Annotated in this window: 24 protein-coding genes, 1 tRNA gene, 1 pseudogene and 1 riboswitch; of the genes and pseudogenes, 20 read left to right on the top strand and 6 right to left on the bottom strand. The window is 68.5% G+C overall.

All coding sequences use genetic code 11. The annotated features are described in order from the left end of the window. Positions 1-34 precede the first annotated feature (34 nt). Positions 35-484 (top strand): methyltransferase domain-containing protein, encoded by a 450-nt coding sequence (locus tag OZ671_RS27345; protein ID WP_268863644.1) that lies wholly within the window; start codon positions 35-37, stop codon positions 482-484. A 223-nt stretch (positions 485-707) separates the two neighbouring features. Beyond that, a complete protein-coding gene (locus tag OZ671_RS27340) occupies positions 708-920 on the top strand; it encodes a hypothetical protein (protein ID WP_268863643.1) in 213 nt (70 codons plus the stop codon). Between the two features lie 22 nt (positions 921-942). On the opposite strand, the gene OZ671_RS27335 is transcribed toward OZ671_RS27340, so the two are convergent. After that, positions 943-1,578: a class I SAM-dependent methyltransferase gene (locus OZ671_RS27335; RefSeq protein WP_268863642.1), complete on the bottom strand. Its 636-nt coding sequence runs from the start codon at positions 1,576-1,578 to the stop codon at positions 943-945. Positions 1,579-1,777: 199 nt separating this feature from the next. On the opposite strand from OZ671_RS27335, the gene OZ671_RS27330 reads away from it, so the two are divergent. The 3 genes from OZ671_RS27330 to OZ671_RS27320 all read left to right on the top strand — a co-directional run bounded on the left by OZ671_RS27330 (position 1,778) and on the right by OZ671_RS27320 (position 4,916). Next, the gene (locus OZ671_RS27330) at positions 1,778-2,710 is read left to right on the top strand and encodes a hypothetical protein (protein WP_268863641.1); all 933 of its coding nucleotides are present in this window, start codon (positions 1,778-1,780) and stop codon (positions 2,708-2,710) included. Positions 2,711-2,880: 170 nt separating this feature from the next. Next, a complete protein-coding gene (locus OZ671_RS27325; RefSeq protein WP_268863640.1) occupies positions 2,881-3,411 on the top strand; it encodes a dihydrofolate reductase family protein in 531 nt (176 codons plus the stop codon). A 368-nt stretch (positions 3,412-3,779) separates the two neighbouring features. Then, the gene (locus tag OZ671_RS27320; protein WP_268863639.1) at positions 3,780-4,916 is read left to right on the top strand and encodes a GGDEF domain-containing protein; all 1,137 of its coding nucleotides are present in this window, start codon (positions 3,780-3,782) and stop codon (positions 4,914-4,916) included. Positions 4,917-5,111: 195 nt separating this feature from the next. On the opposite strand, the gene OZ671_RS27315 is transcribed toward OZ671_RS27320, so the two are convergent. Then, positions 5,112-6,008: a LysR family transcriptional regulator gene (locus OZ671_RS27315; RefSeq protein ID WP_268863638.1), complete on the bottom strand. Its 897-nt coding sequence runs from the start codon at positions 6,006-6,008 to the stop codon at positions 5,112-5,114. Positions 6,009-6,137: 129 nt separating this feature from the next. Here OZ671_RS27315 and OZ671_RS27310 point away from each other — a divergent pair, with 129 nt between their 5' ends. Next, the gene (locus OZ671_RS27310) at positions 6,138-7,061 is read left to right on the top strand and encodes an alpha/beta hydrolase (protein ID WP_268863637.1); all 924 of its coding nucleotides are present in this window, start codon (positions 6,138-6,140) and stop codon (positions 7,059-7,061) included. Between the two features lie 83 nt (positions 7,062-7,144). On the opposite strand, the gene OZ671_RS27305 is transcribed toward OZ671_RS27310, so the two are convergent. Next, entirely contained in the window at positions 7,145-7,717 is a 573-nt protein-coding gene (locus OZ671_RS27305) for a TetR family transcriptional regulator (protein ID WP_268863636.1), read from the bottom strand. 78 nt (positions 7,718-7,795) lie between these two features. Between OZ671_RS27305 and OZ671_RS27300 the strand changes: the two genes are divergently transcribed. Further along, a complete protein-coding gene (locus tag OZ671_RS27300) occupies positions 7,796-8,677 on the top strand; it encodes an SDR family oxidoreductase (protein ID WP_268863635.1) in 882 nt (293 codons plus the stop codon). A 232-nt stretch (positions 8,678-8,909) separates the two neighbouring features. After that, entirely contained in the window at positions 8,910-9,053 is a 144-nt protein-coding gene (locus OZ671_RS27295; protein WP_268863634.1) for a hypothetical protein, read from the top strand. Here OZ671_RS27295 and OZ671_RS27290 read toward each other — a convergent pair. Then, positions 9,039-9,128, bottom strand: a tRNA-Ser gene (locus tag OZ671_RS27290). The two genes, OZ671_RS27295 and OZ671_RS27290, sit on opposite strands and share 15 nt — an antisense overlap. 368 nt (positions 9,129-9,496) lie before the next feature. On the opposite strand from OZ671_RS27290, the gene OZ671_RS27285 reads away from it, so the two are divergent. From OZ671_RS27285 to OZ671_RS27235, 11 genes are all read left to right on the top strand, one after another. Further along, complete coding sequence (locus tag OZ671_RS27285) at positions 9,497-9,679, top strand: CsbD family protein (RefSeq protein ID WP_268863633.1); 183 nt, start codon at positions 9,497-9,499, stop codon at positions 9,677-9,679. A gap of 164 nt (positions 9,680-9,843) precedes the next feature. After that, complete coding sequence (locus tag OZ671_RS27280) at positions 9,844-11,373, top strand: helix-turn-helix transcriptional regulator (RefSeq protein WP_268863632.1); 1,530 nt, start codon at positions 9,844-9,846, stop codon at positions 11,371-11,373. Between the two features lie 494 nt (positions 11,374-11,867). Then, on the top strand, positions 11,868-12,452 hold the full coding sequence (locus OZ671_RS27275; protein WP_268863631.1) for a sensor histidine kinase: 585 nt from the start codon (positions 11,868-11,870) through the stop codon (positions 12,450-12,452). 60 nt (positions 12,453-12,512) lie between these two features. Continuing rightward, a complete protein-coding gene (locus OZ671_RS27270; RefSeq protein WP_268863630.1) occupies positions 12,513-13,565 on the top strand; it encodes a glycosyltransferase family 4 protein in 1,053 nt (350 codons plus the stop codon). Positions 13,566-13,736: 171 nt separating this feature from the next. Then, a complete protein-coding gene (locus OZ671_RS27265; protein WP_268863629.1) occupies positions 13,737-14,627 on the top strand; it encodes a hypothetical protein in 891 nt (296 codons plus the stop codon). Positions 14,628-14,854: 227 nt separating this feature from the next. Continuing rightward, positions 14,855-15,172, top strand: coding sequence for a hypothetical protein (locus tag OZ671_RS27260; RefSeq protein ID WP_268863628.1), 318 nt, complete (start codon positions 14,855-14,857; stop codon positions 15,170-15,172). Positions 15,173-15,210: 38 nt separating this feature from the next. After that, positions 15,211-15,861 (top strand): nitroreductase family protein, encoded by a 651-nt coding sequence (locus tag OZ671_RS27255; RefSeq protein WP_268863627.1) that lies wholly within the window; start codon positions 15,211-15,213, stop codon positions 15,859-15,861. A gap of 113 nt (positions 15,862-15,974) precedes the next feature. Next, positions 15,975-16,179: riboswitch (cobalamin riboswitch) on the top strand. A 31-nt stretch (positions 16,180-16,210) separates the two neighbouring features. After that, positions 16,211-18,415 (top strand): TonB-dependent receptor, encoded by a 2,205-nt coding sequence (locus OZ671_RS27250; protein ID WP_268863626.1) that lies wholly within the window; start codon positions 16,211-16,213, stop codon positions 18,413-18,415. Positions 18,416-18,419: 4 nt separating this feature from the next. Then, on the top strand, positions 18,420-19,304 hold the full coding sequence (locus OZ671_RS27245; RefSeq protein WP_268863625.1) for an ABC transporter substrate-binding protein: 885 nt from the start codon (positions 18,420-18,422) through the stop codon (positions 19,302-19,304). After that, the gene (locus OZ671_RS27240) at positions 19,301-20,284 is read left to right on the top strand and encodes a FecCD family ABC transporter permease (protein ID WP_268863624.1); all 984 of its coding nucleotides are present in this window, start codon (positions 19,301-19,303) and stop codon (positions 20,282-20,284) included. The genes OZ671_RS27245 and OZ671_RS27240 overlap by 4 nt, the downstream gene beginning before the upstream one ends. Beyond that, positions 20,281-21,036, top strand: coding sequence for an ABC transporter ATP-binding protein (locus OZ671_RS27235; protein WP_268863623.1), 756 nt, complete (start codon positions 20,281-20,283; stop codon positions 21,034-21,036). The genes OZ671_RS27240 and OZ671_RS27235 overlap by 4 nt, the downstream gene beginning before the upstream one ends. A 53-nt stretch (positions 21,037-21,089) precedes the next feature. Here the strand turns inward: OZ671_RS27235 and OZ671_RS27230 are convergent, their stop codons facing one another. After that, positions 21,090-22,073, bottom strand: coding sequence for a DMT family transporter (locus OZ671_RS27230; protein WP_268863622.1), 984 nt, complete (start codon positions 22,071-22,073; stop codon positions 21,090-21,092). Positions 22,074-22,135: 62 nt separating this feature from the next. Here OZ671_RS27230 and OZ671_RS27225 point away from each other — a divergent pair, with 62 nt between their 5' ends. After that, complete coding sequence (locus OZ671_RS27225; RefSeq protein WP_328286404.1) at positions 22,136-22,837, top strand: helix-turn-helix transcriptional regulator; 702 nt, start codon at positions 22,136-22,138, stop codon at positions 22,835-22,837. Positions 22,838-22,849: 12 nt separating this feature from the next. On the opposite strand, the pseudogene OZ671_RS27220 reads toward OZ671_RS27225, so the two are convergent. Further along, positions 22,850-23,408, bottom strand: a pseudogene (locus OZ671_RS27220) (cobyrinate a,c-diamide synthase); the annotation flags it as partial.

Genomic DNA, 23,408 nt, shown 5'->3' with positions numbered 1-23,408 from the left:
CCGCGCGACAGGATCGCGCGGCGGGGAGGGGACCATGGCGGACGACCTGTCTGACCGGCTGCAGGCCATCGTCGATGCCCTGCCGCTCGTGCCCGGCCTCCGGGTGATCGAGATCGGTTGCGGCCCGGGCGCCATGGCCCGGGCGATCGCGCGCCGGCTCGCGGCGCCCGCCGGCGGCCGGCCCGGCCATGTGCTCGCCATCGACCGCTCGGCCAAGGCGATCGGACAGGCGGGCACGCTGTGCCGCGCCGAGATCGCCGCCGGCCTCCTCGGCCTGCGCCAGGTTGCCGTGGAGGATTTCGTGCTGGCCCCCGGCGAAGCGCCCTACGACCTGGCCGTCGCCGTGCGAGTGGGGGCGCTCGACGGCCGCCATCCGGAAGCCGGCCGTCGGGCGCGCGCCAGGATGGCCGCCGCGCTCGTCCCGGACGGCCGGCTTTTCATCGACGGCGGAACGCCGCTCAGGGAACTCGACCTGCGCGGCTGACCGGACTCCGGTTCACCGACGCATCTCTCGCAGGTGATCAATATCGTTCTGTCTTGCGAGCCCGCCCACGCGATGAAGCTTGGTCAGTATGGGCATTTTCGCAAAATGCCGTCCGCTTGACACGCATACCGCTTTGGCTATACGAAAAACAAATAACCATTGAGCTATGAATTTGCGGCCGGCATCCCTTGGCGGGCGCCGGCGCGTTCGACAGGAGGCCGCATTGAACGTCACGGGATGGATCCGGCAGAGCCATCGCTGGCTCGCCATCGCCTTCACGATCACAGTCATCGCCAATTTCGCTGCAATGGCCTTCGGGACGCCTCCGGCCTGGATCGTCTATGCACCGCTGCCGCCGCTGTTCCTCATGCTGTTCACCGGCCTCGTCATGTTCGCGCAGCCTTACTGGACCAACGCGCCGGCGCCGGGCGAATGAGGCAGGCGGGCCCGTCTGCCGGTCAGCGCTTGCGGGCGACGATGTAGGGGCGCTTGTCGTCGCCCTTCGAGGCATGGTTCTCGCAGGCAAGGATGTCGAAACCGGCGGCCGCGATATGCCGCGTCAGCTCCTCCACCCGGAAGATGCCGGCATAGGGTGCGAGACCGGCCGCGCGCATCACGGGCAGGGCGAGCCGGATGAGCGGATTCATCTCGCCGACGCAAGGGGTCTTGGAGATGAACAGGCCGCCGGCGGGAAGAAGGCCGTTGATGATGCCGAGCGTGCCGGCGAGATCGCGGACGAGGTGCAGGTAGTTGAAGCCGAGAACGGCGTCGTGGCGCTCCGCGCCGGCGCCGAGCGCATCCGCCGTCGCCGCGCGGAAGGTGAGGCCCGGCACGGGGTTTAAGGCCTGTTTCTCGACGGCAATCGCGATCATGCCTGCGGAAATATCCGTTGCGAGATAGCGGTCGACGCCGGCCGCGAGGAGCAGGGCGGTCGTGCCGGTTCCGCAGCCGAGCTCCAGGACCCTGTCGGCCGGTTTCAGCAAGGCGCGGGTCCGGTCCAGCGTGCGGTCGTAGCCGGCCTGATCGGCGATCGCGCCCCTGGCATATTTCCGTGACGTCCGGTCCCAGAAACGGGCATCGCTCGCAGTGCTCATGATGACGTGTTTCCCTCCCGGGACATGCTGAGCGCGGAAGGCCGCGCCTGCGCGGCGGCCCGCCTTGCAACCGTCAGGCGTGATGACGGAAGATTCACCATTTGGAGGTCATGGTCGAGTGTCCGATCGTCGCGCCGGCATGCCACGATCGAGCATGCGTTTGCGTGACATCGACGGTCTCCGAAGAAAGGACTGCCCCATGACGCGCGCAGCCGCGACAGGCCCATCGATCAATGATGCCTTGTTCCTTCTCGCGCGCTCCGCTGCGGGCGACGGCGCCAGCACGCCGTCCGACCTGCCGGGCCAGGCCAGGACGACGCCCGACGCACCGGCGCTCAGCCGCACGCGCCCCGATCGCGTCGACCTCTCCGACCGCGCAAAGGCCGTGCTCGCGCGCCAGAAGGTCGAGCAGGCGACCGCCGACACGCTCGAACGCATGATGCGCGCCATCAAGGATTCAACGGGCCGGGGCAGGGACTCTGCCGTCGCCGCCCCGTCGCAAGCGCCGAGCTTCGATCCGGCGAAGGCCTCCACCGGACGGGGAGACGGGCCGCTCGACTTCATCCGATCCATGGCCGGATCATCCGAATTCGGCGCCGCGGCAGAGGGCCGGACCGACGATCAGGTGCGCGCCCTCGTGCGCGACGGCAGGCTGCCGGCCATGCCCGCGCTCGACGACAGCCAGCGCGCGCAGCTGAGCGAGCGCGAGTTGAATGTCTACGAGATCGTGCGCGGCCTGCAGGGCCTCTACGAGGCCATGCCGAAAAGCCTCGATGACGCGCTCGCGCGGCGCGTCCAGGTCATTCTCGACAGCTATCCCGAAAGCATCGCGCGGATGAAGCAGGGCGTCGCCGACGGCTCGCTCAGGGAAGAGAGCTGGCCAGACATCATAGCCGGCTACGAAGAGCAGCTCGCGGCCGCCCGCGAGGGCCGCATGAGGATCGCCGCCGAAACCGACCCGCGGCTGGTGCAGGGCCGGTCCGACTTCACCATGCGCCGGGACGCGATCGGCTTCAGCGGCAGCGGGCAGAGCACGACGACATCGGATTGGACCGCGCTCCACGCCAAATACGGCGCGAATGTCGAGATCGGTTCGAGCCCCTATACGCCGGGCTGGGTCATCACCTGGTAAGGCGTAGCACTGGCCGCGGGTTCGGCACCACGTCAAGCCCACGGATCGGCTGGACCGGCCCCCACCGCCCCAAAAACCAATTGCAAGACAAGAGCGGTTCGGCCTAACCTGAAACCGGTTGCGTAACGCAATCGGATCCGCGGATGCATCCTGCGAAGGGGAGAGGCGGCATGGCCAGGCTCGTGTTCGGAATGAACCAGTCGCTGGACGGCTACGTCGACCATACGGCGTTCGGGCCGAGCCCGACGCTGTTCCGCCACTTCATCGCGGAGGCCGAAGGTCAGGCGGGCAGCCTCTACGGCCGCCGGATGTATGAGATCATGCGCTACTGGGACGACGATCATCCCGAATGGGATGCGCCGGAACGGGCCTTCACCGCGGCCTGGCGGAAGCAGCCGAAATGGGTCGTCTCGCGTTCGCTGGCGGCGGTCGGCCCCCATGCGACACTCGTCGGCAACGATCTCGAGGGCGCGATCCGCGCGCTGAAGGCCGAGCGCGACGGCGAGATCGAGGTGGCCGGCCCGGACCTGGCGAAAAGCCTGACCAGCCTTGGCCTGATCGACGAATACCGGATCTACCTTCATCCCGTCGTGCTCGGTCGCGGCACGCCCTATTTCGCCGGCCCCCGGCCGCCGCTGCGCCTGGTGACGCATGATCGGATCGGCGAGGATGTGGTGAGGCTCGCCTACGTTCCCGCGTGATGGAGAGCGCTGCCGGGGGCCGGGAAAGCTCGTGGCAAACGCAGTGACGATGGTCGTCGCGCGGTTCATGCGGATGACGGCCGCCTCGCCCGGCCGACCGGCTCTGCCGGCGCGCGGAAGACCTGCACAACGGCGGCCTTCCTCGCATGCGGCGCGAGCGCGGACTTTTTTGGCGGAAATGCCGTCAAGCTGGTGACGCACACGGCTTCGCGAAGCCCCAGGGCTGCGCGGCGGGGATCAGGGCTTTTGCCTGTGCTCCGCCCGAGCCGCACGCCATGCCGACGCAGTTCACTTGGAGTTTACTGCGCTCCCCTAACGTCGCCCGCTCGTCAGGGGCGTCACAGGCAGAAAAGCATAATCGTGCAGACATGAGCTACGAGGGCGTCGTCGGCCTGCTGAATCCCGCAATGTCCGCGATATTTTGCATATCATTGCTTGCATTGTGGCGCCAGCAACGGCATCTCACCTATGTTGCGATCTTCGCGCTTTCCTACGCGATCAGAATTCTGTGCTTCGGCCTTCTCTACTTTGCCTTTGCTCAGAAGGAACCTGTCCTGCGGCAGCTGTCCAACGCGCTCGTCCTGCTGGCCACGATGACATCGTCCGCTGCCCTGTCCAGCCGGCGCGGACAGCGGCCCCGGTACGGTGTCTTGTCCGCCATCGGCGTGACCTCGCTGGCCGGTCTCTATGTCTACCAGTTCGTGCAACCAAGCCTGCAGGCACGCGCCGCCATCATCAATCTGGGGCTCGCTGCCGTCTGCGTTCTGATGTTGCTCGACGTGGCGAAGCGTCCTCGCCGCACCCCGGTCGAGCATCTGCTTTTCGGGCTCGTCGCCATTGCCTGCACCGGGTTCCTCGTTCGGCCGCTGGTTTTCCAGCTCCCCGGTATTGCGGTCGATCAGATCGAAGGCGCCTATTGGCTGATCGTTTCGATCTCCGACGCCCTCATATGCTCGACACTGGCGGTGGCAATTTTCGCGATCATCGCCGTCGACGTGATGGACGGCATCAGGTCGGAGGCGCAGACCGACGTGCTGTCGGGACTGCTCAATCGCCGCGGCTTTGAAATACGGGCGCGCGATGCGCTCGCCCGGCAAACCGCGGGCGCCCGGGCAACGATGATCCTGAGCGACCTCGATCACTTCAAGTCGATCAATGATCGTTTCGGACATACCTGCGGCGACCGGGTCATCCGGGCCTTTTCCGAAATACTGAAGGACAAGGCGCCTCGCGAGGCGATCATCGCCCGGCTGGGCGGGGAGGAGTTCGCCGTGTTGCTGCCGCCCGGGCAGGGCGCCACCGCGCATCATTTGGCCGAGACGGTCCGGGCCTCGTTCAAGACGGCGGCGGCCGACATCGTCTCGGGTGAGTTCAGCCCCACCGCAAGCTTCGGGATCGCGGCCGCGCGCGAGCACGAAGGCCTGCTGGCGTTGATCGATCGGGCCGATCGCGCGCTCTATCAGGCCAAGAGGGAGGGACGCGATCGTGTCCGGCAGGCCGGATAGGCTCGGCCTCCGGCCGAATGCTTCGCACCGGGAAGCATGCCTGCAGGAGCCGGCTTTTGTCGGCGGACCGGATGTCCGCCCCGCGCCGTCCCTGCCACGCCCTCCGCCGGCGCCGCCGTGCTGCATCTGATGCGCGACCCGGGTTCGCGATGCATTACCGCGCCGTGCGAAGGGCGGCGGGCAACGACGCCTCCCTCACGTCTCCCGGTAGCGCAATGCCTCGATCAAGGCAGCCAGCGCCGGCGGATGTTGCCTGCGGCTGGGGTAGTAGAGGTGATACCCCTCGAAGGTCTTGCGCCAAGCGGCCAGCACTTCGACGACCTGGCCGCTCTCGAGGTGTCGGGCGACATAGTCGCGTGGCAGATAGGCCAGCCCGAATCCGGCAAGGCAGGCCTGCCGCACCTCATGGACGCTGGTGAAGACGAGGCGTCCCTGGGTGCTGACATGCAGGTCCTTTCCGCCCCTGCTGAATGTCCACTCGAACAACGCGCCATGGGTCGGCAGGCGCAGGTTGATGCAGGGATGGTCGGCCAGCTCCTTCGGCTCGCTCGGTCTTCTGCGCTCTGCGAAGCATGACGCCGTGGCGACCACGGCCATGGGCACATCGGGTCCGATCCGCATGGCGATCATGTCCTTCGATACCAGCTTGCCCCGGCGCACGCCCGCGTCATGGCGTTCGCGCACGATGTCCGTGCGGCCGTAGTCGGTCGTGAGTTCGACGCTGATTTCGGGAAACTCCCGAAGGAACCGTTCCAACGCCGGCCACAGCACGCTCTGTATGGCGTACTCGTCGGCCGAAATGCGGACGGTCCCGGCGGGACGATCGCGCAGTGCGCCGAGCTGGGAGAACCCCCGGTCGATCTCCTCGAGCGCAGGCAGGACCGATGACAGCAGGCGTTCGCCCGCTTCGGTCGGCGACACGTTGCGCGTGGTGCGGTTGAGCAGGCGGATGCCCACGCGCTCTTCGAGGCTGCGGACGGTCTGACTGAGCGCGGATTGCGATACGCCGAGCCGCGCCGCCGCACGCGTGAAGCTGCCCTCCTGCGACACCATGACGAAGGCGTTGAGATCGCGCAGATTCTCACTGATCATTCATAAGCCCAGCTAATGGCGGCATCCACTTTACCACGGCTAATCTGAAATGAAGGGCGACGCTACCTTGAACTGCAAGGAGGCCCTGCACGGGCGAGCGGCCTCAAGACCGAGAAAAGGAGCGAACCGATGAAAGCCGTGACCTTCAAGCACAAGACCTGGGACGTTGCCGCGAACCTGCACCTCCCGCCGGACTTCGATGAGACGAACAAGTATCCCGCCGTCGTCGTCGCCCACCCGATCAGCAGTTGCAAGGAACAGACGGCGGCGATCTATGCCGGCAGGCTCGCCGGACTGGGCTATCTGGCGCTCGCCTTCGACGCCTCCACGCAAGGAGCGAGCGGGGGCCTTGGCCAATACCTGGAAGACCCGGCGACCCGCGTGGAGGACTTTCGATGCGCCGTCGACTATCTCGTGACGCTCGGTTGCGTCGACGAGAACCGCATCGGCGTGCTGGGCATCTGCGGCGGCGGCGGATACGCCGTCAACGCGGCGATGACGGAGCGCCGCTTCAAGGCGGTGGGCACCATCGTCGGTGCGAACTACGGCCGGCTTGCGCGTGAAGGCGACCTCTCGGCCGATGCCGCGATCAAGGCGATGGAGGGCATCAGCCGACAGCGGACGGCGGAAGCGCGCGGCGCCGGCGCCGCGATCACCACCTACATACCGCGCTCGCAGGCCGAACTGGACGCGGCCGGCATCAAGGACGTCGATGTCGTGGAGGCCGTGGACTACTACACCACGTCGCGCGGCCAGAAGCCGGGGTCGCCGAACAAGCTGAATGTCGTCAGCACCGGCGCGGCATTCAACTGGGACGCCTTCCATCTCGCCGATCGGCTACTGACCCAGCCGTTGCAGGTGATCATCGGCGGCGGCCAGACGGGCTTGTTCGGGTCCTATCGCGACGGATTCGAGCTGTTCGACAAGGCGCGATCCGAGAAGAAGGACATCTTTGTCGTGCCGGGAGCGACGCACTACGATCTCTATGACAAGCCGGATTGCGTCGATCAGGCCATGGCGCGGCTTGCGGTGTTCTACGGCGAAAACCTGTGACGGCAGCAAAGGCTGGTTGCAAGCGGAGTGACCGCTTACAATCATGCCAATGGTAGAGATCGCCGCCGCCAGGCAGCCATATCTCACGAAACGCCGATCGGCTGCGAGAGCTGGTACAGTTCTGCGAAGCCCCGATCGAGATAGTCGCCCAGTCCCAGGGAGGAATCCGCGAACCACGCGGTGAGCGCGCCACCCAGAATTGCAAGTCCTGTTTGGGCCGCCAGATCGGACCGCTGCTTTTCGACACCACGACGCTGCAATGCCTCTGCCACGACCCGGGCGATGGCCACATGCTTTGTCAGTTCGCGTTCCTGCAATGCAGGGGTGGCCGCAATCACACGCTGGCGCGGCTCGGCGTATTGGCGGCTCTTCTCGAACGTCTCCACGGCGGACGAGAAGGCCCAGCGCAGCGCCTGCATCGGGGCAAGGTCTGGCGGGGCCTTGCCGATCGCCTCCGACAGTGCCGCGCCGAGGCGGTCCTGGCCATCGAACAGAACCTCCCGTTTGTCAGGAAAGTGACGGAAGAACGTGCGCTCCGTCACGCCCGCCCGCTCCGCGATCTGGGCAGCGGTGACGTGATCAAAACCGTGCTCGGCAAACAACTCCAGGGCTGCGTGCCGAAGGCGTCGGCGGGCATCTTCTCCGCTGCGTGGCATTCCTTCTCCATATGGGTATTGTCAGTAACTGTCACTACCTCTATATGTCATAGACTGACATTAAGGGGGAGCGCTGTCATGCGTGTTTTCGTCACCGGGGGTACCGGCCTGATCGGATCCGCTGTTGTTGCCGAACTGATCGGTCATGGCCACACGGTCCTCGCGCTCGTGCGTTCCCGCGCTTCTGAGCAGACGATCGAGGCGGCAGGCGTCGAGCCGCTGCGGGGAACGCTCCGCGACCTGGACGTCATCCGCGCTGGCGCCGCCGAGACGGACGGGGTGATCCACCTGGCATTCGCGAATGACTTCAGCAGCCCCGAAGCGCTGGCCGGGGCGATCGCCGAGGAGGCGGCAGCCCTTACGACGATCGGCGAGGCCCTCCTCGATACAGACCGGCCGCTCGTCGTCGTTTCGGGCACGCCTCGTGCGCCCGGCCGCCTCTCCACCGAGGCGGACCCCTTGCAGACCGATGGCCCCGTCGGCGGCCGTGCCCGCACGGTGACAGCGATCCTGAACCTTGCCTTGCGCGGCATTCGAAGCACGGCGGTGCGTCTGCCCCGCACGGTCCACAACAACGGAACGGGCGGATTTGCCGGCCTCCTGACCAACATCGCACGCAGGACGGGTAAGTCTGGCTACCCCGGCGACGGCAAGCAGCGCTGGCCGGCCGTGCACGCACTTGACGCTGCTGTGCTCTTCCGGCTCGCCCTGGAGCAGGCGGAAGCCGGCACCTCTTGGCACGCCGTTGCCGACGAGGGAGACAGGGTTCGTGACATAGCAACGGTTATCGGCCGACGGTTGGGGCTCCCGGTCGAATCCGTTCCTAGCGAGACCTATGGTTCCCTCGGCCCGATCTTCGCCACCGACCAGCCTTCGTCGAGCGCCTATACGCGGCAGATGTTGAACTGGGAGCCGAAGCACCCCGGCCTCCTGGCGGACCTGGAAAACATCCAGCCCTGACCTGGCGCCTTCGCGCCTACATTCCTGAGTTTCAAGGACGGGTCAGCCATTGAAAGCGGCAATTGGCTTTCGGCGCGATATGACGGCTGCATAGCGACAATCCTGCCATCCGGCGTCTGCTGAGCATGGCACGGACGCTCTCGATGTGGATAGCGGCGGGGGACGCCACCGGCGTCGGCACCAGCCCGGCGCTACGCGCCGGCATTTCTTCTGCGGCCACTGCGACGGCGCCATGACCATCCGCACCGGCAAGAGCGGGCGCTGCCGCTATCATGCCTGCTCGATCACGGCGCGGCAGGGCGAGACCGGCTGCGTGGGCAGGGCGACGGCGGGAATCGGCGTTTCCGGTTTTGTGCCGAAGTGGCGGAGAGAGTGAGATTCGAACTCACGGTGGGCTTGCACCCACGGCGGTTTTCAAGACCGCTGCCTTAAACCACTCGGCCATCTCTCCGTGGCGCCTTCCTGCCCGATGACGCGCGCCATGGCAAGCCGCCGGTGCCGGCCCTCTGTCCGGCCGGCGTCGAACTGTCGGCGTGCGGCGGTCGGGCGTCGCCGTGCCATCGCCTCCAGCCGCCGCCGATGCGTGAGGTGAACGGGGCAGGGCCTTCGCTTCGCGCCGGGTCTCGAGGCGCTCGCCGGCCAGCCGGCCGCGCCCGATCTGCGCCGTCCAGCGCCGCGCGTTGACGCAATTGCATCAGCCGGCATGGCCCAGCAGCGCCTTTCGCCCGCCTTGCGCGAGGCCCTTCAATGTCCCGCGTCCCGCCGGGGGACCAGGCGCCCGTGGCGCCGGGACACGGCACTCATCCAAGGAGAACCATCATGGATAAGGATCGGATCGAAGGCGTCGCCAGACAGGTCAAGGGCACCATCAAGGAGGCGGTCGGCAAGGTCACGGGCGATGCCAAGACCGAAGCCGAGGGCAAGGCCGAGAAGGCCGCGGGCAAGGTCCAGAACGCCATCGGCGGCGCCAAGGATGCCGCGCGCGACGCGCTGAAGAAGTAGCGGGCACCCGGGGCAGCGGGCGGCCGCCCTCCGATGCGCCGCTCGCCGCCTGCGGCTCACGGCAGGCCTCCGCCGGGCATTCTTTTTAAAGCGGTCCCTGGCGACTAGTCTGCCTCCACGACGGCGGCTTCCGCGAGGCCCGCCGGCACGCGTGGAGGATGGCGATGAGCGACAAGGGGCCGGAGCAGGCCGTCCTGCGGCATGAGGTGGACCGCCGCCACTTGTACGACATCATCGCCGGGCTGAACGAAGGCATCGTCCTGATCGACCCCGTCGACGGCATCGTCTGGGCCAACGAGCGGGCTCTGGCGCTGCACGACGTCGGCACGCTGGCCGAGCTCGGCACCACGGCCGCAGACTACCGCCGGCGCTTCCGGCTGAAATACCGCAACCATCACGTGCTCACCGCGGATCAGTATCCGATCGACCGCCTGCTGGCCGGCGACACGTTCCGGGAGGTGACCGTGGAGGTGACCCGGGTCTCGGCCAGGACCAAGGATGATTCCTGGCGCAGCATTCACCAGCTCCGCGGCTTTTCGCTCGCCGATCGGACGGGCGCCCCCGAATCCCACGTCCTCGTGATCGAGGACATGACCGAGCGCTACACCGCAGAGGAGCGGTTCGAGCGCACCTTCAGCGCCAATCCGGCCCCGGCGATCATCTGCCGGCTCTCCGACCTGCGCTACGTCAAGGTCAATCACGGCTTCCTGGAAATGACCGGCTATGCCCGCGAGGACCTCATCGGCCGCTCCGCCTATGAGATCGACGTGCTCGGCAATGCCGCGGCGAAAGACGTGGCGATCACCGCCTTGCGCGAAGGGCGCACCATCGCGCAGACGGAGGCGACGCTGCCGCTGCTCGACGGCCTCTCGAAAAGCGTCATCGTCGCCGGCCAGCCGATCGAGGTTGGCGAGGAAGCCTGCATGCTCTTCACCTTCATCGACATGGAGGGGCGCAAGCGCGCCGAGGACGCGCTGCGGCACAGCGAGGAGCGCTTCGCGCTGTCGTTTCGGCTCGCTCCGGTGCCGACCGCGCTGTCGACGCGCAAGGACCTCCGCCTGCTCGATGTCAACGACGCCTTCGTCGCCGCCTTCGGTTTCGCCGAGGCGGACGTGATCGGCAAATCCGGCGCCGACCTGCCGATCTGGATCTCCGGCGCCGCCCGCCGGCAGATCGAAAAGGAGATCGAGAAGAGCGGCCGCTTCCGCAACATGGAGCTGCAGTTCCGGACCAAACACGAGGAGATCCTGGATTGCCTCGTTTCCGCGGACACCGTGATCATCCACGGCGAGGAATGCGTCCTGACGGTGATCCAGGACATCACCGAACGCCGGCGAACCGAAGTCGAACTGATCGCCGCCATCGAGGCAGTGATGCAGGACACCTCCTGGTTCAGCCGCTCGGTCATCGAGAAGCTTGCCAATCTCCGGCAGCCGGGCCGGGCTAACGGGCACCCCACCGAACTGTCCGGCCTGACTGCGCGCGAACTCGAAGTGCTCGGCCTCATGTGCCAGGGCCTGAGCGATGCGGACATCGTCAAGCGGCTGAAGCTCACCCGCAACACGGTGCGCAATCACGTCGCGCGGATCTACAGCAAGGCCGACGTCCATAGCCGTGCCGCCGCCGTCGTCTGGGCGCGCGAGCGCGGCTTCACCGGCGCGACCGGCCGGACGCCGGCGGCACGCCGCAAATAGAGCGCGCGGCGCGATCCTCCGCCGCGTCCCGAACAGCCCCGCGGCACCGCGCGCCCGTGGTCCGGCGCCGCGTGTCCACGTGCGGGCGGCAGGCGCCGAAACGACGGTACGCAGGAGCGTTTCCATCGCGCACCTGGTGCCGCTGCATCACCCTGCAATGATGCAGCTGTTTCTGTTTCCGGCCGTGCCGAAGACCTAATCTTCCCGGACAGGGCGCCTTTGCGGCCCCTTTTTGCGCCTGTCGATCATACGGGAGAAGGACGCAGATGGTTGCAGATGTCGTCACGCCGCGAACCGTCGGGGCGCAGGCGCCCCCTGGCAAGAACCGTCACCCACAGTCGGCGGAAGGGCCGACCGGCCGCAGGTCGTCAGCGCCGTTTCCGATTCCCCGGCTGACGCCGGGATATGCCGACCAGCTTCCCCACCCGCCGTTCGGGCCGCCGGCCGGGCCCGACAAAGACCCCGCCAGCGCGCCGCACAGATCCGATCATCGCATGAAAAGTTCCCTGCAGCTGGTCGCCAGCATGCTGGCGCTGCAGGCTCGGCGGATCGCCGATGCTTCCGCCAGTCGCGTCCTTGACGATGCCCGTCAGCGCCTCCTCGCCATCGCAGCCCTGCACGAGCAGGTCGAAAAGTGCCGTGACGCGGAGCATATCGATCTCGGCCTGTTCCTGCGCGGGCTGAGCGCCGCGCTGGCCGTCAACAAGCCGGACAACGTCAGCAATATCGCCGTCGCCGTCGATCCCGTGCCGATCCAGGCGTCCCCCATGGTCGCGATGAAATTCGGACTGCTGGTCTGCGAGCTCGCGGCCAGCGCGTTCCAGCATGCCTACCCGCCGGCTGGCCGCGGCGAGGTGCGCGTCGGGCTGGAGCGGACGGGGGAGGGCTGCCGGCTGACCGTCCAAGCCGACGGTACCGGGCTCGCCGCGGGCCTCGACAGCGCCGCCGACGGCGGCTTCGGGCGGCTCATGCTGCAATCCGCCCTCGTCCAGCTCGCCGCCACCATGACCACGACGACAGGCGCGGCCTCCGCCCTCGTCATCGACGTGCCGTCGCTCGGCGTGGCGGCCGACACCTGAGGCGAGAGCCCATCCGGCCCCGGCGGCCCGCCCGTCCACCCAACGACCGAAGGCAGGTTCATGAGAATTGCTCAGATCGCCCCGCTCCACGAGGCTGTCCCCCCACGCCTCTACGGCGGGACGGAACGCATCGTCTCCTATCTGACCGAGGGCCTGGTGGCGCGGGGGCACGAGGTCACGCTCTTCGCCTCCGCCGACACGCAGACCACCGCAAGGCTCGTGCCGGTACGCGAGCGGGCGCTGCGTTTCGATCCGCGGCCCTTGAAATCCGGCTATGCCGCGCATCTGTCGATGCTCGACGAGGTGCGCAGGCAGGCCGACGCATTCGACATCCTCCATTTCCATATCGACCTTGTGCATTTCCCGTTTTTCGAAGCCCGCGCCGGCCGGACCGTGACGACGCTTCATGGCCGGCTCGACCTGACCGATCTGGCCGAGGCCTATGCGCGCTGGGCCGAGTATCCACTGGTGTCGATTTCCGACGCGCAGCGCCGGTTCCTCCCCGATGCGAACTGGCTGCGCACCGTCCACCACGGCGTGCCGGCGGACCTTTTCCGGCTCTCGCCCGGCGCCGGCGACTACCTGGCGTTTCTGGGCCGGATCTCCCCCGAGAAGCGGCCGGACAGGGCCATCACGGTCGCCGCGCGGACAGGGATGCCGCTGAAGATCGCCGCCAAGATCGATCCGGCCGATCAGGCCTATTGGGACGAGATCATCGCGCCGTTGATCGCAGCGCATGCGAATGTCGCGTTCATCGGCGAGATCGGCGATGCCGACAAGTCGGCATTTCTCGGCGGCGCTGCCGCCCTGCTGTTCCCGATCGACTGGCCGGAGCCGTTCGGCCTCGTGATGATCGAGGCCCTGGGCTGCGGAACGCCGGTCATCGCCTGGCGAAACGGCTCGGTGGCCGAGATCATCGAAGACGGCGTCACCGGATATGTCGTGAGCAGCGAGGACGAGGCCGTGGCCGCCGTCGCAGAGCTCGGGCGGCTGGACCGCGCGGCGATCCGCCGTGCGTTCGAACAGCGGTTCTCCACCGGGATCATGACCGCGGCCTACGAAGACCTGTTCAAAGGCCTACTGCGCGGCGAGGCCGTCACGCGGGCCGCATAGACCCGGCAATGCCAAATAAAGACGGGGCAGGAACCAATCCGGCTCCGCCGCGCTTACTCTTTCGTCAGAATACAGGAGTGCAACATGGGTCGCGGAATACTGCTCTGGCTTCTTGGCGTGCCAATTCCCGTCATCATTCTGATCCTGCTGTTCTTCAGGTAGGAGGCGACAATGGAACGACCCTTTGCCGCCGGTCAGGTGGTCCCGGCGGAATCGTCACAGTCCGCCGTCAGCTGGGGCGCGATCATCGCGGGCGCGCTCGCCGCGGCGACCATCACCGTCATCCTCATGCTGGTCGGCTCGGGCCTCGGCCTGACCATCGTGTCGCCGTGGCCCGGCCAGGGCGCGGGACTGACCACCTTCGCCGCCTCGACCGCCGTCGGGCTGGTCGTCATCCAGTGGTTGTCCTCCGCCGTCGGCGGCTATCTCGCAGGCCGGCTGCGCACCGAATGGGTCGGCCTGCGGTCGGACGAAGTGTTCTTCCGCGATACCGTCCATGGCTTCATGGCCTGGGCACTGGCAACCCTGCTCATGGTCGGCACGGTCGGGGCGGGTCTGACGACCGTCGCGGGCGGCGGCGCCCGCGCGACGGCAGCCGCCGCGTCGGGCGCGACCTCGGCGGCCGCCGACATGGCCGGCAATTCCGGCGCCGTCGCCTATTACGTCGACAATCTCCTGCGGCCGAACGACCCGTCGAGCCTCGCCGGCCAGCCGGACGGCCGGGCCAAGGCCACCGCCGAGATCACGCGCATTCTCGCGCAGAGCGCGGTTGCGGGATCGCTCGGCACCGATGACAAGGCCTATCTGGCCCGGCTGATCGCTGCCAATACCGGCCTGTCGGAGCAGGAGGCCAATGCCCGCATCGATGCCCTGCTCGTGCGCATCGAGGAGGCGAAGACCAAGGCCCGCGAGGCTGCCGATGCCGCGAGGAAGGCGGGCGCGGCTTTCGCTCTCGCCAGCGCCCTGGCCCTGCTGATCGGCGCCTTCATCGCCGGGGTCGCAGCAGCCGTGGCCGGCCGGCAGCGGGACGAGACGCCCGACCTCGCGACGGCGCGTTATTGAACGCCCCAACGGAGCCTTTCGCCCAGCGGCGGGCTCCGAACCCGGACAATGCCGCGGCCAGCCTGCCGCGGCAGTTTCGAATTGTTCTATTTCATTTGTAAAAACAATAACTTGAACCAATCCCCTTTCGCGCCTATGGCTCTTGCGCGCCCGTGCCGGCCTTCAGCCCCGACGGCGGGCGCCGATCGACGGCCGCCGCCGCCGCGAGCCATCAGGAAAGGCAGATCATGCCGCTCGAACCTCAGGCGCAGGAGCGGACCGACCGCGCCCGCGCCGATTTCCACCAGACCGTCATGGCAGCCTTCTGCCAGGCGCTCCGCAACACCGACCTGCCGCCGATGAAGGTGCTGGAGCTGGCGGCCATGGCCGTCGGCTCGGTCTACCAGGAGGTCGCCGACGCCCATTGCTGCGACAACCCTTGCCCGTGCGGCTGGAAGCCGGATACATCGGCCGACATCGAGGCGTTGCAGGCCGCGCTGGCCGCCCTGGTGCCGGCGCTGCAGCCGAGCAGCCTCATGACCATGCCAACGCTCGGCCGGGCCTGACCCTCGGCCGGCCCCGACTGGAAAGCAGGACAGCCGCCATGGACAGCCCAACGACACGGCCGGACGTGCCCGCAGCTTCACGCCGCAGGCCTGCGGCGGAGACCCTGCTGGCCCTGCTCGAAGCGCGGCGCTCCGTCGGCATGACGACGTTGGCGGCACCGGGCCCCGATGCCGCGGAACTGAAGCGTGCGCTCGCCATCGCCGTGCGGAGCCCCGACCACGGCATGCTGGAGCCCTGGCGCTTCGTCGTGCTCGAAGGCGAGGCGCGGTTTGCCGCCGGCGCCGGCCTTGCCCGTCTCTACGAGGCCGAGAACCAGGCCATGGACCCCGAGAAGCGGGCGAAATTTGCCGGCATCATGTCGCGCGTCTTCACCTATGCGCCGACCGTGGTGATCGTGGTGAGCCGCACCGATGCCGAGGCCCGCATTCCCGCCTGGGAGCAGGAGCTCTCGGCCGGCGCAGTGTGCATGAACCTCCTGCACGCCGTTCACGCCCTCGGTTTCGACGGCACCTGGCTGACCGGCTGGGCCGCCTACAGTCCGGGCGCGCAGGCCCTGCTCGGCCTCGATGCCGGCGAAAGGATCGCCGGCATCGTCCATATCGGCACGGCCAAGGAACCGCCGGGCGAGCGCAAGCGGCCCGATCTTGCCGCCAGGACGACGTGGTGGCAGGCGCCGGGCGATGCCTGAAGCCAGGAGCGCGCGCTGCCCGCCGCGCGCCCGGCGCGGCACCACTGCCGTCCGTGTCCCGCAATCTGTGCGAAAGGGAATAGGGCCGGATTGCGGCAGCGGGCGATTTGTGTTTCGTAGTGGACGTCCTCGGTGCTTCCCTGACGGGAAGTGAAACGGGAATGCGGTGCGCGCCCTCCAGCAGGCGCAATGCCGCGGCTGCCCCCGCAACTGTAAGCGGATAGCGCTCTTCGACACACCACTGGCCACGACCGGCCGGGAAGGGGAAGCGGCGCGTCACCCGCGAGCCAGGAGACCGGCCGAGGATCGCATGCAACCCGTACCGGCGGTGGGCCGGAGGAGCCGATCCATGTCCTTAGTCCTGCCGCGCGTCGCAGCGCCGGCTGTTTCCGCCTTCGTCCTGGCCCTCGCAGCCAGCGTCGCACCGGCCGCATCCCAGGAAGCGCCGGCCGCGCCCACTCTGCTCGACGAGATTGTCGTCACCTCCACGGGCCGGCCGGAGCCGCGCAGCCGCATCACCGGCACGGTCCAGGTGATCGAGGGCGAGCGCATCACGCGGTCCACCGCGCGCTCGGTGACCGATCTTCTGGCCGAGAATGCGGTCGGCTTCTTTTCCGAATGGACGGCGGCGCAGACCGCGCTCAACATCCGCGGCGCCTCGACGGAGGGGCAGGGCCGCGACTTCCGCAGCCAGGTCCTGGTCCTGGTCAACGGCCGCCGCGCCGGCACCGCCAATATCTCCAAGCTGTCGCCGGCCGATGTCGACCGCATCGAGATCGTCCGCGGGCCCGCCTCCGTCATCTATGGCAGCCAGGCGATGGGCGGCGTCATCAACATCATCCTGAAGAACGGCCGCACCGCGACGGGCAACGTCGTGGACGTGCAGGGCGGATCCTGGGGATTGCTGCAGGGCCGGGCGAGCGCCGGCGGCGAAATCCGCGGCACCGACTATTACATCGGCATCGCCGGCGGCCGGCGCGACAGCTACCATTCGGGCGCCGGCGGCGGCCTGATGGCCAATACCCAGTACGAACGCTTCGGCGCGACCGGCACCGTCGGGCGCCAGATCGACGACGTCAACCGGATCGATCTCACCATCCGCACCGACGGCATCTACAATGCCGGCTTCCGCGGCTCGGCCTGGAACACGATCAACCGGGACGAGCGCACCAATTCCTCGCTCGACCTCGTCTATACCGGCAAGGCGACGGAAGCGCTGCGCTGGACGCTGCACGGCTATCTCGTCGGCGACCGCGACATCTTCCGCTGGGCCGCGCCGATCCAGCGCAACGCCACCACCGGCCGGCCGCAGCCGGGCACGCGCATCGACAACAACCGCCGCGCCCTCGACATTATGGGCCTGCGCTTCCAGCCGGTGTTCAACCTCTGGGCCGGCAACGAGCTGCTGCTCGGCTTCGACGCCGAACGCAGCTGGCTGCGCTCCGACCGCTATCTCGAGACGATGGCGCTCGGGCCGCGCACGCCGCAGGTCGCACCGCTCGACTACAACCAGACCGACTCGGTGATGGGCTTCTATGCCGAGAACAGCCAGCGGCTGTTCGACGAGCGGCTCATCCTGCGGGCCGGCATCCGCCACACCCGCGGCAGCACAGCGTTCGACCCGACGCCGAACCTCGCCAACCAGGCAACCGGCAGCCGGCCCTATCACGCCACCACCTATACGGTCGGCGGCACGGTGCGGGCGACCGACCATCTGAGCTTCCGCGCCGGCCTCTCGACCGGCTTCCGCGCGCCGACCGCCACCGAGCTTGCGGGCAACTACACGGTGCTCAGCGGCAGCCAGATCTTCGGCAATCCCAATATCCGGCCGGAAACCAGCCGTCAGATCGAGGTCGGCGCGACGCTCGCCATCAACGGCTGGAGCCTCGATGCCGCGCTGTTCCAGAACGTCATCGCCAACCGCATCGTCACGCGCCTGCGGCCGGGCTCCACGACCACGTCGGACTATGTCAACAATCCCGGCGACGTCACCGTGCGCGGCGTCGAGCTGCAGGCGGCTGTCGACCTCCTCACCGCCTTCCAGGTCCGCGCCAACGGCTGGCACTGGTCGGCCTTCGGCAACGGCGCCTACAATTTCCACATGCGCGATGCGGGCGCGCCGGCCAGCGCCAATACCGACAAGGTCGAGCGCATGTACCAGTACCAGGCGTCCATCGGCACGCGCGTCGGCCAGCGCGCCGGCGTCGCCATTCCCTGGACGTTCTCGGTCATCGGCATCCTGCGCGGGCCGATGTGGTACAATACGGAAGAGAACCTCATCATCCCGCAGGGCGAGCCGAACCGTGAATATATACACCGCAAGCCGCCGTTCTGGGTCTGGAACGCCCGGCTCGAGGGCGAGATCCGTCAGGGCATGACTGCGTACCTTGCCGTCAACAACATCTTCAACGTCAACCAGCACCCGATCTTCCTCGCCCTCGACCGGCAGCCGTTCATCGGCCGGTCCGACCTCGGCAATACCGGTGGCATCGGCAACCTCGGCAATTCCATGCCCGGCCGCGAATTCGTCGTCGGCCTGCAGGCGAGGTTCTGAACCGATGCGGGCGATCGCGGCCTGCCTCGTCCTGGCGTTCGGCGTGAGCGCGGCGCTCGGCGCGGAGCCGCCCGCGATCGTCGACGCGCTCGGCCGGCAGGTCGCTCTGCCGCGCCCGCCCGAGCGCCTCGTCACCATCTTCGCCTCCAACACCGAGCTCGTCGCGGCCGTCGGCCTGGCCGATCGCATCGTCGGTATCGAGAGCTTCACGCGCTTTCCGTCCGAGGTGCTGGACCGGCCCGTCGTTGGTGGCCGTCTCGGCTTCTCGGTCGACCGGGTGGTCCGGCAGAGGCCCGACCTCGTGGTGGTCACGCCCGCGCGCCAGGCCGTGCATCAGCTCGTCGATCCCATGGAACGGCTCGGCATTCCCATTGCCGTGCTCACCCACCGGACGATCCCGGAAGTGCTCTCCAACATCCGCCTGGTCGCCGCGGCCACCGGCATGCCGGCGCGCGGGGAGGCGGTGGCCGCGGGGCTCGAACGGCGGCTCGCCGCCGTCGCCGACCGCATTGCCGGACGGTCGCGGCCGCGCGTCGTGATGATCACCGGGCAGGTCGCCTCGGGCCTGCTGCTGGTCGCCCGGCCGGGCAGCTACACGGCCGATGCGATGGTCGCGGCGGGCGGCGCGCTGGCCTTCGACCGGCCCCAGATGCTGGCCCAGGTCGCGCCGGAGGCCCTGCTGCGCGCCGATCCCGACATCGTGCTGTTCGCCGGCTCCGCGGCCGACATGCACGAGCTTTTCGCCCGACGCGGCTGGGCGAGCCTCAGGGCGCTCGCCGAGAAGCGCGTCTTCGCCGTCCCGCGCGCCGAATTCCTCATCCCCGGGCCGCGCGTGGTCGACGGGGTGGAAAAGCTCGCCACGCTGCTGCATCCGGGTGCCGGGCCATGAGCCGGGTCTGGCCGACGCTCGGCATCCTGCTCGCCGCGGCCATCCTCATCGGGCTTGCGGCCGGCCATGACTGGGCCTCGCCCATGGCGATCCTCAGCGCTCTCGGCGGCGACGGCTCGCTGGACAGCCGGCTGATCCTCGACTGGCGCCTGCCGCGGGTCCTGGCCGCGGCCGCGGTCGGGGCGCTGCTCGGCCTCGGCGGCTGCCTGTTCCAGGGGCTGTTCCGCAATCCCCTGGCCGAACCCTACCTGCTCGGCTCGGCCGGTGGCGCGGCCGTCGGCGCGACCATCGCGCTGCTGGTGCCGCTCGGCGTGCCCCAGGCGCTGTCGCTGCCGTTGCTCGCCTTCGCCGGCGCCTGGGGGGCGACCGTGCTGGTTCTGGCCGTCGCGCGCGTCGCCGGCGTCATCGATGCCGCCGGGCTGCTGCTGGCCGGCGTCGCGATCGCGGCCGTGCTCGGTGCCGTCAGATCATTCCTGATGCTCGCGCTGTCGGACGAGACGGTGAACCTCCAGGTCGTCATGAGCTGGGTGCTCGGCGGCATCCAGACGCCCTCCTGGCAGGGTCTCGTCCTGCTCGTCGCGCTGCTCGCCGGCGCGATTGCGCTTGCGCTGCGGGTCGCCGCGGGCCTCGATCTTCTCGGGCTGGGCGAAGCAATGGCCCATGGCTTCGGCCTGGACATCAGGCGGTTCATCACGCTCTGCGTGCTGGTCGGCGCGGTGGTCGTCGCGATTGCCGTTGCCTATGGCGGGCCCGTCGCCTTCGTGGGCCTGGCCGCGCCGCATATCGCGCGCTGGCTGGTCGGGCCGCGGCATCGGCCGCTGATCCTCGCCTCCAGTCTGGCCGGGGCGATCATCGTCGTCCTCGCCGACGCCATTGCGCGATCGGCGCTGCCCCCCGCGGAAATCCCGCTCGGCCTGGTCACCGCCATTGCCGGCGGGCCGTTCTTCCTCGTCCTCCTCGCCCGGCGGCTGAAGTCATGACCGGCATTGCGGGCAGGGGGCTGAGGCTGATCCGCGGCGGCCGGGCGATCGTCGACGGCATGGATTTCGAGGCCGGCCCGAGCGGCGCGGTCGCCGTGGTCGGGCCGAACGGCGCGGGCAAGTCGACCCTGCTCAAGATCCTTGCCGGGCTCGAGCCCGATCATGCCGGCACGGTGACGATCGGCGGCCGGCCGCTGCCGACGCTGTCCGGGCGCGAACGAGCCGCCGCGCTCGGCTATGTGCCGCAGAACTTCACGCCCCATTGGGAGATCACGCCGCGCATGCTGCTGGACATGGGCGCGGCGCGCGTGCCTGGGAGCGATGCCATGGCCGTCGATCGTGCGCTCGATGCCGGCGAGCTCGCCGAACTTGCCGACCGGCGCTGGTCCGGCCTCTCGGGCGGAGAACGCGCCCGCGCGCTGCTGGCGGCGGTCACGGTCACCGATCCGCCGGTGCTGATCGCCGACGAGCCGGGCGCCAGCCTCGACATCCGCCACCGCATCGACCTCGTCCGCAGTTTCGCCGCGCGCGGCCGGTCGAAGCTCGTCATCGTCGCACTGCACGAGATCGAGCTCGCCACGACCTGGTTCGACCGCATCGTGGTGGTCGACCACGGCCGGATCGCGGCTGACATGCCGACCGCCGAACTGGTCGAGACCGATGTGCTGCGCCAGGTATTTCAGGTCGCCTTCGAGACGGTCACGGTCGACGGCATCAAGGTCGCACGGCCGGCCGCCGGCCGGCATGTCTGACGGCCGGAATGTCCGGCCCGCGGCAGATGGCTCGCCCGTCGCCGATCCAGCGCTCATTGGCGGCCCGGCGAGTCGATGTCCTCCGCCGTCGGCATCACGCGCCGCACCTCGGACAGCCGCCAGCGCACGCGGGGTGGAGGCGCGGAGGATCGCCAGGCGACGGTCGTCCCGACTTGGCGGCACCGCCGCATAGTCACGGCCGCATCAGCCAGGACAGCGGCGGTGATGATGCCGCCGCCGAGCCAGGCTGCCGCTGTGGGCCGCTCCCCGAAGGCCAGCCAGACCCACAGGGGCGCCAGCGGATTTTCCAGGATGCCGATCAGCGCGGCGCGCATCGACGAGACGAGACGGGCGCCGAGCGTCAGGAGCAGCAGACCTAGCCCGAATTGAACGGTGCCGAACAGCGCGAGAAGGATCAGGTCGGTGGACGTGACGGCAGCCGGTTCGCCCAGCGGCCATGCGACGAGCACGCAAAGAAGGGCCGACAGGTATGCAGCCGGCAGCATCGACGCATGCCGGTTGCGGCGAATGATCACCATCATCGCGGCGTACGACAATGTCATGGCGACGGCCAGGATGTGGCCCGCGCCGTGAGTCGGCGCTCCTGACGGATTCAGGACGATCGTCACGCCGGCGAGTGCTGCGACGCTGGCCGCCCATGTCGTCCAGCCCTCGCGTTCGCCGCCGAGAATCAGCCCGAAAAAAGCCGTCAGGAGCGGCGCTGCCGCCTGGATGGTGATTACGTCGGCGACCGGAGCAAGCCGCAGCGCACCGACGAAGCAGACCGTGGCGAAGGTCGACAGACCCATCACCCAGAGGCCTGGCACGCCCATGGCCCGCACCGAGGCGACGGCACCGCGCGCTTCGGAAAGGACCGCGAAAAGGCCGACGAGAAGGCCGCCGAACAGTCCCCGCCAGAAAAGGATGGTCCAGACATCGAGCTCGATCAGACGGGTAAAATAGCCGGCGAGGCTATAGGCGGCGGCCGAGCCGACGATCATCAGCGTGCCGAGCCATGTCTCATTGCTGGAAGACATCGCGCATCCCCACTTGTGCGGCGCCACGTCTACTCGCAAGCTGCTGACACCGTTGGGTCAGGATCATCGAGGGGACCCCGCCGCTGCGCCGCGCCGACCGCCTGTTCGACATCATCCAGACGCTGCGCGGAAGCCGGCGGCCACTGACGGCCGCCGCGCTGGCGGAGAAGCTGGAGGTGGCGCAGCGCACCATCTATCGCGATATCGCGACCCTGCAGGCCCGGCGTATTCCGATCGAAGGCGAGCCGGGTGTCGGCTATGTCCTGCGTAAAGGCTACGACCTGCCGCCGCTGATGTTCTCGGCCGAGGAGGTCGAGGCCATCATGGTTGGCGCCCATCTCGTCCAGCGTATCCGCGACCGCAAGCTGCAGGATGCGGCGATGAGTGTTCTCGACAAATTGCGCGAGACCGTGCCCGGCGAACTGCGCGCGCAGCTCGCTTCGCCGCGTTTCCAGGTTTCCGACGGCACCGCGGTGCGCCCCGAAGGCATCGATCTTCATGACGTGCGCAACGCCGTCAGGTCATGCCGCAAGATCCGTATCACCTACCGGGACGAGCAGGGCGAGGATACGTCCCGGATCATCTGCCCGATCGCCACGATCTACTATGTCGACGTGACCCTGATCGCCGCCTGGTGCGAATTGCGCATCGCTCTCCGCCATTTCAGGGTCGACCGGGTCCTGCAGTCGCAAGTCCTCGAGGACAGCTTTGCCGCGGAAGCCGGCCGGCTGATGGCGGCCTGGCGCGCGACGCAGCCGGCCTGATCCACCACCGGCTCACTCCGCGCGGCGCTCGATCGCGTGGAAGAACGATCCGGACACCCGGCCTCTGACATGGCCGACCGCCCCGAGCGCGGTGCCCTCGGCATCGACGGCCGCGCCGAGGGCACCTTCGGTGTCCTGTTCGAGGATCGTCGCATAGTGGAATTCATGGCCGGTGAGCCGGGCGCCCGCCGGGCCGAGGACGCTGTCGGCGAGGGTGGTCACCACCCGGTAGCCGAGCGACATGCGGCGCTTGGCGAAGCTCGTCGCCACCGGCAGGAGACCCAGCATCGCGTGGCGCACGCCGTCGGCGGCCTCGATCGCCCGGCCGAGCACCATGTAGCCGCCGCATTCGCCATGGACAGGCCGCGTGGCCGCGAAAGCGAGCATGCCGCCTCGAAAGCGCGCCGCCGCCGCCAGCCGGCCGGCATGCAGCTCCGGATAGCCGCCGGGCAGCCAGCAGGCATCGGCATCCTGTGGCGGCGCCTCGTCGGCGAGCGGCGAAAAGGGGACGATCTCGGCGCCTGCGGCGCGCCAGCCGGCCTCGACATGGGGATAGACGAAGGAGAAGGCG

Origin of the sequence: Phreatobacter sp. AB_2022a (assembly GCF_026847585.1) — a bacterium.
Taxonomy (GTDB): domain Bacteria; phylum Pseudomonadota; class Alphaproteobacteria; order Rhizobiales; family Phreatobacteraceae; genus Phreatobacter.
This window is presented reverse-complemented; position numbering and strand designations above follow the sequence as displayed.